The sequence below is a fragment of the Halomonas sp. TD01 genome, assembly GCF_923868895.1.
Lineage (GTDB): Bacteria > Pseudomonadota > Gammaproteobacteria > Pseudomonadales > Halomonadaceae > Vreelandella.
Map to the genome: position 1 here is coordinate 2,520,930 of NZ_OV350343.1, position 15,908 is coordinate 2,536,837.

The window sequence follows — 15,908 nt, forward strand, 5'->3', positions numbered from 1 at the left end:
AGAAGACAAGTCTTTTTGATATGTTGATCAGCAACCTAGTGAATGCTCCGCGCGCGGCAATTACTTTTAGTAATTAGGCGTCGTAACTAAGCTGCCAATCAATAAAAGCGGTTGAGGTGATGAGGTTATTCCTCTTCATCCCAATCATCTTCAATAGCGCGCTGCAAACGGCGCTCCTCAAGCCATGCTTCTACTTGGCGGCGGGCGCGAAGCGTATCTGCTTTGCTGGGCTTGCTTTTACCGTAATGGTCATCGTTAACAGCGTCTAAGTTATCGAACTCATCAGCATCGATTACATCACTGGTATAAGATTCACGATTTAAGGGGTCACGGCTCATGGTATGCCCTCCAACCCAAGCCGGCGCACCGGCATCACAACGGCTTCTTCTTTCAATCGATAGCTGAAACAAGAAGCGCCTAGCGTTTTTATGCGCTTAGCCGCTATATACCGCCACTCAGGTTGAAGTTCAAGCCCCTACGGATGCTTTATTGACATTTTTATTTATTCTGCCAGTTCTTGGCGCTTTTGAAGCGCTGCTAATGCTTGCTGTGCTTCTACGCGTTCAGTCACATCTTTTTGTACGCCGATGTAGTACATCAATTTATCAGCTTCGTCATAAACGGGTGTAATGGAGAGCTCGTTCCAGAACATGGTGCCGTCTTTGCGGTAATTACGCAGCACTTCGCGAGAAGGGCGACCCTCTTTCAACGCTTCCCGGATAGAGGTCAGCGCATCTTGGTCACGGTCTTCATTTTGCAAAAAACGGCAGTCGCGATAAAGAATTTCATCTGCACTGTAGCCGGTGAGACGTTCGAACCCTTTGTTGACGTAGATAAGGATGTTTTCGTCGCCTTCTTGCTCTGCAACGACGATGCCATCCTCGGAAGCGTCAACAATACGTTCGAGTAACTCAGGGCTGATCAAAGGAGATCGTTTCATCAATGGGTTCCTGTTGCTGCTCTCGTTCTTCCGTAGCTATGGCGCTGTCAATCAACGCGTAGCTAAGCGGCATTTCATGTTGCTTAATAAAGGTAGAATAGCAAAAACCCAGCTAATCACCGCTAATTACCTACCATCATGGCGAGCGTTGGGAAGCATTGCAATCGACAGCGCTATTCTGCCTCAGGTAACCGTTGGGCCGATAACATTGCGCAGAATGCTGTCCCCGCGAGTATTAACAGCAGCGGGGCGCTACCAAGCCACTGAGCCAACCCACCGATTATCCCGCCGACTACCAGCATCAATACGCCGGTTAAGGTGTTAGATAACGCAACATACAATGCGCGGTTCTCTTGAGTGGCAATATCGACCAAGTAGGTTTTACGGCCTAGTCGTACGCCGTGATGAACGATAACCAAAAGGGCGTAAATAATCGCATAGGGCCAAACGCTTTGACTCCATGGGCCAGGTAGCCAAGCCAGACTTGCGCCCAGTAGGCAGCAAAAGACGGTGCCGATAGCCGCATCTCGCATCACGCGGCGACTTGATTGGTCAGCTCGCTTTCCCCATACAGGGCTTGCCACCATCGCAGCAACGCCCGATACCACTACCAGCAGGCCAAGGCCGCCGAGGTTGGTGCCACTTTGCTGTTGGCCTAGCAGGGCTAAATAGGGCAGAGCGAGTGCGCTGGAGAGAAGCAGGGCACGAGCCAGATTGAAGTTTAGAAAATTGCGATCTTCTTTGAGTAAGGAAAGCCCTAACTTAATGCTATCCCATGCATTCTCCCCGCCTTCAACCGCGCCGGGCACTTCCGCGATACGTGCTGCACTCACGGCATTGAGTAGCCATCCTGCAGCGGCAACAACCAGTAAGATAGCGAGTGCCACGTTGCCGGGTTGGTCGCCAAACCACATTAAAACACCACCAGCCACCAAGGTTGCGGCGCCTGCTACACTGCCACTCCATCCCATCAGAATTCCACGGCGGCGCTTGGCGATAGTTTTACCCAGTACGTCTTTCGTTGCTATTGATGAGAGTCCCCTCGCTAGCGATAGCAAAACTAGCGCGCTTAGTACCATCGCGCCCCCTAGGGAGCCGCTGCCCACTAGCGCTAACAGGGCTAGCGCTAATGCCGCCAGCGCTTGTATCAGCGCGCCTGCTACCCATACCCATTTACGCGTTGGTTTTAAGCGAATAAAGCCAGCCACGAACAGTTGTGGTAACAGGGCTCCCGCTTCGCGGATGGGTACCAACAGACCAACCATCCATACTGGGGCGCCAATAATGCCCATTAACCAAGGCAATACTAAGCGGGCGCTGGAGAGTTCATCCGCGAGTTTATTGCCTAACGAGGCGCAAAGATGCAGAAAAAAATTACGCGGTTGTTCATGGCATGCCTCGTCGGCAATGTCATCGCACATTCGGCTGTCATCATCACCTGTCAGCCACTCGTACACGCGGGTTTGAGAAACATGATGCTCGGCCATGGCGTCTCCTTGGCAGTTGCTAATATAAGGTGACAGAATGAAAAGCAAGGATGCCACATTAAAACGTTTAGGAACCCCTGTATGTCACGCATTCAAATATGTTACTGCACACAGTGTCAGTGGTTGTTGCGCAGCGCTTGGTATGCTCAAGAGCTTCTTTCAACCTTTGGCGAAAGCCTTGCAGAAGTTGCTCTGTCCCCCTCCCATGGTGGCACCTTTGAAATATGGTGCGACGAGACATTGCTGTGGGAAAGAAAACGCGATGGCGGCTTTCCGGATATCAAAGTTTTAAAGCAACGCGTGCGGGATAAGATCGAGCCAGCCCGAGATTTGGGGCATATCGACCGATGAACCAAGACCGTCAAGCCGTGCTGTATGGCCTTGGGGCCGTAGCGCTATGGTCGACAGTTGCTACCGCTTTTAAGGTCGCTCTTACCTGGATGAGCCCGCTTGAGTTGATGTGGCTCGCGGCCCTTGTGTCTTGGGCGTTCATGTTCGTGCTGGTGGTGAGGCAAGGGCATTTAAAAGAAGCCCTTCGCCATGGCTGGCGTACCGCAGCCTGGGCTGGGTTGATGAATCCTGTTGCCTACTATCTGGTGCTGTTTGCCGCTTACGACCGGCTGCCAGGCCAAGAAGCCATGGCACTGAATTATACCTGGGCGCTGGCAATGGCGCTTCTGGCGGTGCCGATCCTAGGGCAGCGGCTCACAAGGATGGATGTAATTGCAGGACTTATTGCCTACGCAGGTGTTTGGGTAATAGCAACCCGCGGCAATGTCTTCAATGTTGTTTTCGCAGACCCACTTGGAGTCGTGTTTGCACTTGTCTCAACGCTTTTGTGGGCGCTCTACTGGCTGCTGAATGCGCGAGATGAGCGAGCGCCTTTAATCGCCCAATGGCAGAATTTTAGCGTCGGTTTGCCAGTGTTAACGTTGCTACTGTTAGTTGGCCCCGGACTCAACTGGCATGGCTGGCAAGCCCTAGGAGCGGGTATCTACGTCGGACTTTTCGAAATGGGGGTGGCGTTTATACTGTGGCAAATGGCGGTTCGAAAGGTGTCTCGCACGGCCAAGGTGTCTAATCTGATCTTTCTTTCGCCCCCGGTTTCCTTGCTGCTGCTCTATTTGGTGGTCGATGAGCCGCTGTTAGCATCCACGTTTGTCGGGTTAATGCTGATTCTACTGGGGCTAGCACTGCAGCAACTGCAGTCGAAGCCTAGTATTTGATACCAAGCAAAAAGCTGCTAAGTAATGTTTTTTTAGGATTTGTATTGTAAAATTTTGTTAACTTTGGCTTCATAGCATCGGCTTTGCAGCTAATGCCATTAAATTAAGCTAGGTAAATGCGCTAATTCGTATCACTGAGTCGTATCAATACTAATTAGTATGAGGTATTGACCAGAGGGCGAAGTAAAAAAGAGTCAAGGGTGCCCCAGGGTTGGTGGCGTTTAGCAGCTATTTCTTCAGCAGCGTAAATATTCATTAGGGATCTATGGCGATGAAAGACGGTATTAAAACGACACTAAAAACTTTGTTTTTACAGCGCGCTATTCGACCGCTTACGGTCACTACTCTGGCTTGTCTTCCTCTCACTGTTTTGGCTCAGTCGTTACCAGCAACGCTTTACGCGCCTGGTACCACCGATCTGTCGAGCACCATTCAACAAGCTATTGTTACCAATCCACAGGTAAATGCATCCTGGGCTAATTTTAGTGCCTCTGGAAGTGATATCCGAGTTGCCCAGGGCGGCTATTTGCCCTCGATTGATGTCAGCGCTGGTGTCGGCAGGCAAGATCAGCAAAATGATGGTCGCGGTAGTTACGATAGTGATTTTGCTGAGCTGACCTTAACCCAAATGGTTTTCGATGGCTTTGCCACTCGCAGTGAAGTTGAGCGCTTAGATCGTGCTCGGTTAGTCGCCTATTTCGAACTTTTGGGTGCTAGTGAAGAAGTTGCCCTTGACGCTTTTCGTACCTATCTAGATGTGTTGCGCTATCGCGAGTTGGTAAGCTTAGCGCAGGATAACTACCGTGAACACCAGCGAGTATTTGCTCAGATTGAAGAGCGGGCACTTTCTGGTGCAGGGCGGGGGGTTGACCTTGAGCAGATTAGTGGCCGCTTAGCGTTGGCCGAATCAAACTTAATGTCTGAAGCGTCAAACCTTCACGATGTTACTGCACGCTTCCAGCGAATTGTTGGTGCGCTGCCAGCCCAAAACATGACGCCCGCGCCGTCTCTTGCCGCTGAGTTGCCTACCGATGTCAGTCAAGCTATTGAGCTGGCGTTCCAGGGTAACCCTGAGTTTCATGCGGCGATTGAGAATATTGCCGTGCAACGCGCTGAGCGTGAGGGCGCTCGTGCTGCCTTTATGCCTCGCTTAGATATTCAAGGGCGCACAGGTACTAATAACCAAGATGATGCCGTTGGTGGTCGTCGTGATGAGCACAGCATTCAGCTTGTCGCGAGCATGAACCTCTATCGCGGTGGCTCTGACTATGCTGCCTTCAATGCGGCTACCACAAGAATTGAAGAGGCTGATAGCCAGCGCGAAACGGCGTGCACCAATGTCAGACAAACAACTCAAATCGCCTATAACGATACGCAGCGCCTCAACGAGCAATTGGAATACTTAAACGAACACCGGCAGTCAATTGACCGTGTGCGTGGTGCTTATCAGCAGCAGTTTGATATTGGCCAGCGGACGCTTTTAGACGTACTGGACAGTGAGAACGAGTTTTTTGAAGCAAGCCGTGCCTATGCGAATGCGCAGTTTGACTTAACGCTGGCTCAAGCACGGACGCTGGCGGCGATGGGGCAGCTAATGCAAACCCTACAAGTCGCCCGTGATGATATTCCTAGTCTTGATGAGCTTGGCTATGAAGACATCTCTTCTCGTGCAGAGATGGCGTGCGCCGTCGATGGGCCGCGTGGTTTCACGCTTGAAGACTTTACCCGTGGCATTTAGTGGCTGATGAGCGGCGGCCATTAGGTCGCCGCATTGTGGGCATGCCCACTGGTGAAACTTCAGTGAATGATTTTTCCGACCAATTCATTAGGATGACGAGGCCTCAGTGACGCAACGTAAGCTGGAAGTATCTCGGACTGACCACGGCAGTGATCAGGAAAAACACGATGAGTTACTGGAGTGTTTAAAGGCAGTTGCTTCATATTATCAGCACGAAGTGTCATCAGAGGCCTTAAAAGCGGGCCTGCCTTTAGAGCAAGGGAAGTTAATTCCTTCTGTCTTTGGGCGAGCCGCCTCGCGAGCAGGGCTTACTGCGCATATTGTGAAAAGTAAGCTTTCGGGACTAAATCCTGCCCTATTTCCCGCAATTTTATTGCTGGAGCCGGGGCGTGCTTGTGTGTTGCTTGGGTTGGATCTCAAGCAGCAAAAAGCAAAAGTGATTTTTCCTGAGTTGTCAGAAGCTGACACGGAAGTATCACTAGAAGAACTTCACGCTGGTTACAGCGGTGAAGCCATCTATGTGCGTCCAAAATTTCGAGTTGATAGTGCCTCCGAACCGGGTGTTAAAAAACGCGGTGACCAGCACTGGTTTTGGGGCGTTATTCGTGAAAATCGTCGTCTTTATCGCGACATCGTTTTAGGTTCAGTCGCGATCAATTTGTTCGCGCTGGCGATGCCGCTATTTGTGCTGAACGTTTATGACCGTGTCGTACCCAACCAGGCCACTGAAACACTCTGGGTGCTGGCAATCGGTATTTTTATCGTACTGTGCTTTGACCTAGCGTTACGCTTAATGCGTAGCAGCTTTGTTGATTTAGCAGCCAGTCGGGCAGACGTAAAACTCTCATCGTCTATTATGGCGAAAACGTTGGGGTTGCGCTTAGAGGAGCGGCCAGCGTCAACAGGTTCGTTTACCTCAACGCTTCAATCGTTTGAATCGGTGCGGGCGTTTATCGGCTCTGCAACCATTCTTGGCATAGTGGATTTGCCCTTTGTACTGCTTTTTGCGGCCATCATTGCACTGATCAACCCCTGGCTTGTCTTGCCAGTGCTCATAGGGATTGTTTTCGTGCTTTTATATGCCCTTGCAGCACAAGGCAAGCTGCATGAGCTTTCACAAACGACTTGGGAGGTGGGTGCTCAACGTAACGCCTTATTAGTGGAGTCTGTTTCCCAATTAGAAAACGTTAAGGCGTTGCGAGCGGAAAGCCGTATTCAGCGACACTGGGAAAAAGCATCTGCTTTTCTATCCAGAACCGGGGCTCAGCTCAAAATGGTAAGCTCCTCGGTTTCAAGCGTTGCTCAGTGGGCTCAGCACAGCGTAGCTGTGTGCGTCATTATCATCGGGGTCTATCAAATTATTGAAGGCAACTTGACCCAAGGTGGGTTGATTGCTGCCTATATGCTTTCTTCTCGAGCGATGGCGCCTGTTAGCCAAGCGGCTGCTTTACTGGCTCAATATCATCAGTCCTCAACTGCCCTGGAATCTTTAAATGGCGTGATGGCCAAGAGCGTGGAACGCCATGAAGGCAAGGCTTACGTAGAAAAGCCCAGTTTTACCGGCAGCATCCGCTTAGAGAAAGTCACCTTGCGCTATCCCAATGAAGAAAGAGAGGCATTGCGTGATGTCTCGATTTCTATCAAAGCCGGTGAAAAAGTCGCGTTGCTCGGCCGTATTGGCTGTGGAAAATCATCGCTGAATAAGCTGGTACTTGGTTTTTATCAGCCCATATCCGGCGCGGTGCTGGTGGATGGCGTTGATATTCGTCAGCTAGATCCCCTCCAGCTTCGTCGTCATATTGGCTATGTACCTCAGGATGTCAGCCTGTTTGCTGGCACGCTGCGGGATAATATTGTCGCTGGTGGTGGAAACGACCGGGTTGATGACGAGGCGCTACTCAGAGCGATCGAAATTGCGGGTCTAGAATCATTGGTTAATAGCCATCCCAAAGGCGTTGATCTTGAGGTGGGTGAGCGAGGACAGGCGCTTTCAGGCGGGCAAAAGCAAGCGGTAGCCATTGCAAGGGCTGTGGTGCAAGACCCACCAATATTACTGCTTGATGAGCCAACCAGTTCAATGGACAACGCCAGTGAGGAAGCGTTTAAAGCCAACCTAACGAATGTCGCGCCAGGGAAAACCATCCTCGTTGTCACTCATCGTACATCGCTGCTATCCCTCGTGGATCGCATCATTGTGATGGATGCTGGGAAAGTGGTGGCGGATGGTCCGCGCGATACGGTAGTTGAGGCATTGCGCAAAGGCCAGATCGGGAGGGCGTCATAATGGCGAAAAAAAACCACCTCCACGAGTGAGCAAAAAGGCTTTGAGGCCATTGGCCGATTTTCTGAGAAAGGGCAGAAGCCATTTCGCCCTTTTATGGATCGACTCTTTGCTCGCCGTGTCACATCTGCGCACCTCAGTCGTGATTGGGCGAGTGATACTGACTGGGCGCGTATGCAGCAAGAACCCATTCGTGCGCGGCTATTTCTCTACACTGTTTTATTAACCATCATTGTGCTGGTGGTTTGGGCATCGGTTGCTGCCATCGACGAAGTAACCCGTGGCGCGGGGCGCGTTATTCCGGCAAGCCAATTGCAGCGCATTCAGTCGTTTGACGGCGGTGTGATAGAGCAGATCATGGTACGGGAAGGGCAGGTGGTCAGTGCTGGCGAAGTGTTAATGCAAATTGACCCAACGCGGTTCGTTTCTGATTTTCGCGAAAACCGTGCTCAGCGTTTTGCACTTGAAGCACGCGCAGAACGGCTGCGGGCGTTAGCTGCTGGAACTGCATTTGAGCCTTCTGAAGAGCTGCGTCAAGAAGTGCCTAGTATCGTGATGCAGGAACGAGAAGTGTATGAAAGCCGCCGCGAAGAGCTACGCGAACAAGAAAACGTGCTCAACGATCGTATTCGGCAACGTCGAGAAGAACTTCGGGAAGCGCAGGCACGTCGTGATACTGCCCAGCGTGAAGCAAGTATGGCAGGGCAAGAGCTTAACTTAACTCGCCCACTACTCGCCTCAGGTGCTGTTTCAGAAGTTGAGGTATTGCGCTTACAGCGTGAAGTGTCGCGTGCCACTGGTGAGCGCAATCAAGCTGCCGCTGCTGTTTCACGTCTGGAAGCGGGAGTGGAAGAAGCGGAGGGGCAGTTACTTGAGCTAGGTGCCGAACGTAGAAGTGAGTGGCGAAATGAGCTTGCTCAGACGTTAGGAGACTTAAATGCACTTCAGCAGTCAGGCACTGGTCTTCAAGATAGAGTGCGACTTACCGAAATACGCTCACCTGTCGATGGTGTGATTCAGCGTATTCATATCAATACGATTGGCGGAGTACTCCAGCCAGGCCAAGAAGTGTTGGATATTGTGCCCAGCGATGACCAGCTACTCGTTGAGGCACGCATTGCTCCCCAGGATATTGCTTTCCTTCACCCGGGGCAGCCAGCGACGATCAAACTCACTGCCTATGACTATGCCATTTACGGTGGCTTGCAGGCTGAGCTTGATCACATCAGCGCAGATACGATTACTGATGATGATGGCAATACGTTTTATTTGGTTCGTGTTCGCAGTTTGCAAGATGAAAGTATTGCTGAGCGCCTTCAGGTGATTCCAGGGATGACAGCACAGGTAGATATTGTGACAGGAAAAAGAACGGTCATGCAGTTCTTACTAAAACCTGTTTTAAGGGCGTGGCGAGATTCCATGGGGGAGCGCTAATGAAACATTGGTTTGTAACAACGGATGGTAGCCTGAAGGCTCGCTGGGAAAGTGCTTTTCCTAAAAGTGTAGCCACCACGCCGAATAAAGTGTTGGATCAGGTGCAGTCGGGTGATGTGGTATGGCTGACAACGATGGTCGAAAACTGGGATGAGTTGATTCCGGCGGTAATCGCAAAAAAGGCGGTTGTGGTGTTGCTCAGCTATGCGCCTAATGATCGTGAGGCCCTGAAGGCGCTTGACCTTGGAGCGCGCGGATACGTGCACACACTGGCGGCACCCGATGTACTTATCCAAGTGGCCCTTGTGGTTACCAATCAAGGGGTTTGGGTGGGGCAAGAGCTGCTTGCGAAAGTGATGGGCGGAACATTTAAGGCACTGCAAAACCGCCAGAACGGTGAAGGGCATCAGCACAGTGAATATTTGAACTTGCTCACGGAGCGCGAGCGGGGGGTGGCGCTAGCGGTTGCCCGCGGGGCAACCAACAAAGAAGTCGCTCGCCAGTTAGACATCACTGAGCGTACGGTAAAAGCCCATCTAAGCGCCATATTTAAGAAGCTATCCGTTCGTGATCGCCTGCAGTTAATACTCAAGTTAGCACCTGTTGCTGAGCGCTTTTCAGAACGGCTCTAATTGATATGTCTGAGTGTGAGCAGTGTTTCGAAAGGTTTTATACGTATTCGCTAAACTTCGGGCTTTTGCATTAGCCCATATTTTTGAGCAATTGAATGCCCGATAATAAAAGCTCTTCACTGCTTGGCCCACTTCTACAAAGTAAGCAAGGCGCTGGGAAAGCTATACAGGCGGTTGACCTTGCGCATGCGTTGGATGGCATTGGCGAAACGGTGATGCCTATGTGGTTAAACAAGCATGCACAGCCAGCAGAGTTTGCTCAGCTAATACTGATCTCGGCAAGCGATGGCTATGAGCGCGCACAAGTCGCCTCTGTGCAGCTTGATGTGAGCAGCTTGCAGGCAGGCAACTGGGCCGCGTTACTCCCCACGTTGAAAGAGGCATTGGAACGACTTGAGCGAAAGTTCCCGCATCCTTTGGTGTGGTGTCGGTTAGAGTGGCCTTTTGCGGTGCGCGAGTGGCATTGGCTGGCGCTAAAGCAAGAAATCAAACGCTATAAGCGCAACTATTTTCGTAGCGGCTTAGCCTATGTTGGCAAGAAACTTCCTCGACTCTTGCTAACGGAGATGGAACTTAACGCTAATGCCTGTTTGTACGCAGGGAATCAGGTTGCACATGCCGACGTCAACCAAGCTCATCTAGAGCGGTATATAAAAGCGCGTCATGGTTCAAGCCAGATGCCAGACTTTGCCGATGATATGCCGGTGTGGAGCTTTTCGACTACCGGCGTGTTTGTAGATGTTAGTGGCGAAAATGTTAGCGTGCATGCTCTGGATACTCAGCCGAGATGCTGGGGCAGGCGAAAAGTCCCACCTCTAACAGCGGTATCCACTGGGGAGCTAATCGCGCGCTCCACTCGCTTTTTAGGTAATCAGGTGAACGAAGATGGCCGCTATGTGTATGGCTATTTTCCCTGTTTTGACCGCCGCATTAACACTTATAATTCATTACGCCACGCTAGTAGTACTTATGCCTTGTTGGAAGGTTATGAAGCCTGTGCGGAACAAGGGCTTTTAAGTAACGAGGAGCTCGGTGTATTACGCCAGCAGATTGCCAGCGCGCTTTCGGGCTTATGTTCCCAGTTCGTAATCCATCGCCAAGGCGCGGCCTATGTGGTGGATGCAGGCGACATTATCAAACTGGGAGCCAACGCGGTCGCCATTCTTGCATTGGTGAAGTATCACCAGGTCACGGGGGACGATCGTTATGCTGGTCTGGCGGATGCACTGGCATTAGGTATTTCGAGAATGCAGGAGACCGATGGTAGCTTTGTGCATGTGCTCAATGCTGAGGATTTATCGGTTAAGGAAAAGGCGCGGATCATTTATTACGATGGCGAAGCCGCCTTTGCCCTAATGCGGCTTTACGATCATACCCGCGATAGTCGTTGGCTGGAGTGTGTGGTCAAAGCGTTTGACTACTTCATTGCTAATGGACACGAAAACGCCCACGACCATTGGCTTGCGTATTGCTCAAATGAGTTGGTGGCATATCGTCCCGAACGTAAATATTTTGCGTTTGCAGTACGCAATATAGCGGGCTATGTCGATTTTATTCACAAGCGGGCCACTACGTTTCCAACGTTGCTTGAGCTGTCGATGGCGTTTCATAAAACGTTACTCAAGCTGGAGACACGCCCAGGTTTGACCGATGTGCTGAACGGTTTTGATGTCAATGCGTTTTACCGTGCACTGCATGCCAGAGCGAACTATCTTCTGAATGGTTTTTTCTGGCCGGAAGTTGCTATGTACTTTAAGGCGCCGGCGACTATCGTGGATGGCTTTTTTATTCGTCATCACAGCTTTCGCGTAAGGATAGACGATGTAGAGCACTACTTATCGGGGCTGGTGGCGTACCAGCAGATGCTGCGTGAGGCAAGCTATGCCAGTGTAAAGCCGCGAGTAGGGGATCGGCTGGACGCCAAGGCCATCGCCTCAGCAACCGGAGGAGTATGGGCATCAGTGCCGCCTAATGAGTGGCTGGCAAAAGGGCTATGCTGCTGGCCAAAATCTTTTCAGCCGGGGCAGGTGGTTGTCGCTCGGGGCAAGGAAATGGATAAAGGTTTTTTGCCATTTGCCGCGGTGAAATCTCTGGTGAGCAAAGGCGCTTCCGCAGTGCTTTGCGATGATAGCGAGGCGTATCGTGATATCGGCGTGCCCGTGTTGCAAGTTCCCGATGTGCGTGCAGCGACGCTGGCCATAGGGCAGTGGCAACGACGTTGTTATGCTGGTCGCGTTGTCGGCATTACCGGTAGTGCTGGTAAAACAACGGCAGTGGCGATGCTGGCTCATGTACTAAGCTACACCGGTGCAGTAGGGCAAACGCAAGGCAGTGCCAACCTGCCGATTGGTATTGCCTGGAACATTGCGACTATGCCGCAAGAAGCACGCTACTGGGTGGTTGAAATGGCCATCGGTTCCATGGCTCGCAATACGGATCTTGCTCGCCCAGACGTCGCCATTATTACTAATATTGCGGCATCGCATCTGGTGTATCACCGCTCGCTGGACGAAATTGCCCGCAAGAAAGCGCTTATCTTTCAGAGTATGCCTCCCAATGGGGTCGCTATTCTCTATCGCGATATGCCTCAGTATACTTACCTGGCTGAGCAGGCGAGGCGCTATCACCTACAGGTGATTAGTTTTGGTGAACACCCTGACGCAGACATACGCATGCTGGAGTTTGCAGGGAATAGCGGGCGCATTATGTTTGATGGCACTGCATATGAACTCAGCATGGCTGCTGCTGGGCGTCATATGCTGCTGAATGCCATGGCGGTATTAGCCGTGGCCAGGCACGAACACCTACCTTTAGACATCATTATATCCCGCCTGACATCTTTTCAAGCGGTGGCAGGGCGAGGCGAGGTGCGGGCCATAGACTGCCAGGGGATGCCAATCACCCTGTACGATGAAACGTATAACGCCAATCCTTTATCGATGCGTATGGCGCTGGAGGCTTTCTCCGCACTCCCTGTGGATGTAGGTAAGAAGCTGTTAATCATTGGCGATATGCTTGAGCTTGGGTCAGAGGCAGAGAGCCTGCATCAGGAACTCGCACCTATTCTTGCTGCGCTATCGGTTAGGAAAATTCTGCTCTGTGGCCAACATTGCCAAGCGTTGGCGCCGCTATTGGGTGGAGAAGCCTCTGGAGTGTTTCACTTCGCGGATGTCAACGCTCTTGAGTCAGCACTGCCTGACCATCTAATGTCGCACGATAGCGTACTTGCTAAGGCATCCCATAGCACCGGGCTGCACACGCTTTTTTCACAGCCACCTCATGATTAAACACCTATCATCATTCCAGCGGGGCTGGGTTGCTCTGCTAATTCTTTGCGCAATGATGGGCTGGCTAACGCCAGTGGTTGCTCAGCCGCATTCAGAGGCGGGAGAATGTTATTACCTGCAGCGCGATACACCGCTTGATGTACTGGCAAATGAGCCGGATCATGCCGATTATTTAGATAGCGTTCACTTCTTTATCGAGGCCGTTGATCAAGGAGGGACGCTGAGCGCCACAAGACTTGATGACTTGGAAGTACAGCTTAAAGCCGCCGATGTAATCTATCGCGAAGTATTGGAGCTTGCGCCACCTTTGCTCATGCCCCGCTATCAGCGTGCAGACTTCATTATGGTGATATTACGTGCTGACCAATCACGTGGCGGACAAGCTTATGATGAAGTTGTACGCAGTCCGACTGTGCCTGATTGCCATATTCGCATGGCCCTAGGTGGTCAAGTGAATGCAGCAGGAAACTTAACCCCTGCCCATGAGCTTTTTCATTTATATCAAAATGCGCACATGATGTTCAAGCAAGGTTGGGTGTATGAAGGATTGGCCCGTTGGTCGGAATCATTATTGAGAGGGGATGCGCAAGAGGGGTATGCCTTGCCTGCTACTGTTGAGGCGCTTGAAGAGGTGATGCAAGCAAGCTACGGCGCAGCGCCATTTTGGCAGCGATTGTTTTATCTGCTTGATTCAAAAGAAGATAGCTCCATCCCGAAGGAGCTTCAAGATAAGCGCTATCATGATGGTAGCCAGGTAGTGGCAGTGAGCGAATTTTATGGCAGTGCGTTTCTGCCGTTACTTTTCACTTCACTAAATGAGGCCGGGGCGGCGCTGGCCCATCATGAACAATGGCCAGTGTATGGTTGGGCGGAGGCTGAACAGCGTAGCCTGCGTCACAATGGGGTCATTTTATCCGCTTTGCATCATGCCGTTTCAACGTATATGCCGATAGCCGATCAACCGGACGAGTTACGTGTGTTTATGCAACTTATTGAACCAAAGATTGATCGATGAGCAACCAGACGGCTCGCAATGAGAGGGGAGAGGTCCACGGGGATCAAGTTCGTGACCTGATGGCGGCGCTGGTGCGTGCGGTGTTATGGCCGTTTCGCTGGCGTGTATTGGCTATCCTGTTGATGCAGGTGGCAAGTCAAATCATGTTGTTGGCAAGCTTGGTACTACCCTGGCAATTGCTTCAAGTGTTGATAACCGGGCGCAGTCGCATAGATGGTTGGGTTCCCGCGGTGAATAACCACGGTAATAAGATAGCGGTATTAATAGTATTGGCAGTACTCTGTTTTTGCGCCTATGCCTTTCTTCAATGGCTAGTTAAAAAAGCCATTGCCCATCTTTCTGCCACAATTCTGGGGCATTTGAATAAAACCCGATTGGTTGCCAACCACCGATTACTTGGCAAGCGTGTACTAGGTGTTGTGATAGGAGCCCTCTCATCAACGGTCATTGCCGTACTCTTCTGTCTTGTGATCGCTTTTCTACACCCTCTGTTAGCGCTATTGGCAGTTTCCTGTGTGCTGGGATTGGTGATGATCGTTGGCTTTTACTATCGCTTTGAAAGGGTGCAGAAAATTCAGGATACGCTGCAAGGCAACGTTCTGACAGTCATCAATGTCAGCTTTGCCTTGGGGTTTTTAATCATTGTCCTGGATTACCTCAATGGGACAATGCGCCCACTTTTGACACTCTTCATACTGCTGCTAGGAATGCGCCAATTAATGGCGGCCAGCGTCAATGGGTTGGTAAATTTCTTGGGCATCATCAAGTATTTTCAGCAGATTAATATGCTGCTTTTGCCTCGCTCCCAACAGGTCTCTCTCTTTTCAATCTCAGATTTTGTACAACGCTTTGAACAAGCGACGCTCAAACTGTGGCTATTGCCATGGCTGGTTGAGTGTAACTATTGTCACCGCGACCCCGAAATTATTCAGTGCCGCCTACTTTATGGACGGGCTATAGCACACGTGTTGGTTCGTGATACTGACAGCAATGGCTCCCCTCTCTATGTATTGCTCAAGTGCTATGTCTCTGCTCGAGAAAATGAAGCGCTTCATGAAATCGCGCTTTTGAGTGAAGTAAGTGGCTATTGCTATGGTGTCATTCCTACTGTGCCTGTTTTGCGAGCCAATGGTCGTTTGTCTTGGTGCTCTTTTGTGCTGTTAGAGCTGGGGGACAAGCCTCCCCAATGGAAAAATTCGGAAGAGCGTAAACCTTGGATGAATGAGCTGCGTCAATGCTTGCGTCATGTCCCTTTGTCGAACAAGGTCGTCACCCAATACGCGGCAACGTTTGCCTCATTACCTGAACGCATGAGGAAAATTAAGGCCTCGCATTTTGCATACCTGACCCAAGAAGATAATCAACGCTTTCAAGTTGAGCACTTCATGCAGTTATGGCCACTTATGATTGTTGAGATGGAAAGGCTTCCCAAATCTCTGACGGTGCAAAATCCGAGTAGCGCCCGCGTGGCAGTTATAGGCAATCATATGCTTCTACTAGACTGGCAGGGCTGGGTATACGACACGATGGGAGCACACTGGCCACTATCAGCAAAGCTACATGCGGAAGTGCTTGAGGTAATCAGCGGTCAGTGGGAAAGCACTGATATTCAGCAAGGCTGGTCTGAATTTAATTCACCAACCATGGCTGCTAACTACGTTGCATTGGCTGCACGTGCGCACGAATTTTGCCAACGCTGTCACCTTCATAATGATTCGGGCGCACTTAATATGATGGCCGGTCTTGTAAAAGCCTGCGAGGCCATCAATCTGGCTGATGAACAGAATAAAGCCATGGTGGAACGCTCTGTTGAGTATTAAAAGACCATTATAGTTTTCAGTGTCCATCAGCTCCTTCCTATCGCTATG

12 protein-coding genes are annotated in these 15,908 nt (G+C 51.0%); 9 read left to right on the forward strand and 3 right to left on the reverse strand.

All coding sequences use genetic code 11. The features are described from left to right. Positions 1–125 precede the first annotated feature (125 nt). From L1X57_RS11460 to L1X57_RS11470, 3 genes are all read right to left on the reverse strand, one after another. Positions 126–338: a PA3496 family putative envelope integrity protein gene (locus L1X57_RS11460; protein WP_009721709.1), complete on the reverse strand. Its 213-nt coding sequence runs from the start codon at positions 336–338 to the stop codon at positions 126–128. 164 nt (positions 339–502) lie between these two features. Continuing rightward, entirely contained in the window at positions 503–940 is a 438-nt protein-coding gene (locus L1X57_RS11465) for a PAS domain S-box protein (protein WP_009721710.1), read from the reverse strand. A 173-nt stretch (positions 941–1,113) separates the two neighbouring features. Further along, positions 1,114–2,427, reverse strand: coding sequence for an MFS transporter (locus tag L1X57_RS11470; RefSeq protein ID WP_009721711.1), 1,314 nt, complete (start codon positions 2,425–2,427; stop codon positions 1,114–1,116). 81 nt (positions 2,428–2,508) lie between these two features. Here L1X57_RS11470 and L1X57_RS11475 point away from each other — a divergent pair, with 81 nt between their 5' ends. The 9 genes from L1X57_RS11475 to L1X57_RS11515 all read left to right on the forward strand — a co-directional run bounded on the left by L1X57_RS11475 (position 2,509) and on the right by L1X57_RS11515 (position 15,860). Continuing rightward, the gene (locus tag L1X57_RS11475; protein WP_009721712.1) at positions 2,509–2,778 is read left to right on the forward strand and encodes a SelT/SelW/SelH family protein; all 270 of its coding nucleotides are present in this window, start codon (positions 2,509–2,511) and stop codon (positions 2,776–2,778) included. Further along, on the forward strand, positions 2,775–3,653 hold the full coding sequence (locus tag L1X57_RS11480; RefSeq protein WP_009721713.1) for a DMT family transporter: 879 nt from the start codon (positions 2,775–2,777) through the stop codon (positions 3,651–3,653). The genes L1X57_RS11475 and L1X57_RS11480 overlap by 4 nt, the downstream gene beginning before the upstream one ends. Positions 3,654–3,924: 271 nt before the next feature. Further along, complete coding sequence (locus tag L1X57_RS11485; protein ID WP_009721714.1) at positions 3,925–5,391, forward strand: TolC family outer membrane protein; 1,467 nt, start codon at positions 3,925–3,927, stop codon at positions 5,389–5,391. A gap of 106 nt (positions 5,392–5,497) precedes the next feature. Next, complete coding sequence (locus L1X57_RS11490; RefSeq protein WP_009721715.1) at positions 5,498–7,675, forward strand: type I secretion system permease/ATPase; 2,178 nt, start codon at positions 5,498–5,500, stop codon at positions 7,673–7,675. A 93-nt stretch (positions 7,676–7,768) separates the two neighbouring features. After that, the gene (locus L1X57_RS11495) at positions 7,769–9,106 is read left to right on the forward strand and encodes an HlyD family type I secretion periplasmic adaptor subunit (protein WP_234667723.1); all 1,338 of its coding nucleotides are present in this window, start codon (positions 7,769–7,771) and stop codon (positions 9,104–9,106) included. Further along, positions 9,106–9,738, forward strand: a complete 633-nt coding sequence (locus L1X57_RS11500) for a response regulator transcription factor (RefSeq protein ID WP_009721717.1) — start codon at positions 9,106–9,108, stop codon at positions 9,736–9,738. The genes L1X57_RS11495 and L1X57_RS11500 overlap by 1 nt, the downstream gene beginning before the upstream one ends. Before the next feature lie 95 nt (positions 9,739–9,833). Then, positions 9,834–13,025 carry a UDP-N-acetylmuramoyl-tripeptide--D-alanyl-D-alanine ligase gene (locus L1X57_RS11505; RefSeq protein WP_009721718.1) on the forward strand — a complete coding sequence of 1,064 codons (3,192 nt, stop codon included), beginning with the start codon at positions 9,834–9,836 and terminating at the stop codon, positions 13,023–13,025. Next, positions 13,018–14,040: a hypothetical protein gene (locus L1X57_RS11510; RefSeq protein WP_009721719.1), complete on the forward strand. Its 1,023-nt coding sequence runs from the start codon at positions 13,018–13,020 to the stop codon at positions 14,038–14,040. Before L1X57_RS11505 ends, L1X57_RS11510 begins: the two co-directional genes overlap by 8 nt. Continuing rightward, positions 14,037–15,860 (forward strand): hypothetical protein, encoded by a 1,824-nt coding sequence (locus L1X57_RS11515; RefSeq protein WP_009721720.1) that lies wholly within the window; start codon positions 14,037–14,039, stop codon positions 15,858–15,860. The genes L1X57_RS11510 and L1X57_RS11515 overlap by 4 nt, the downstream gene beginning before the upstream one ends. Positions 15,861–15,908: the final 48 nt, after the last annotated feature.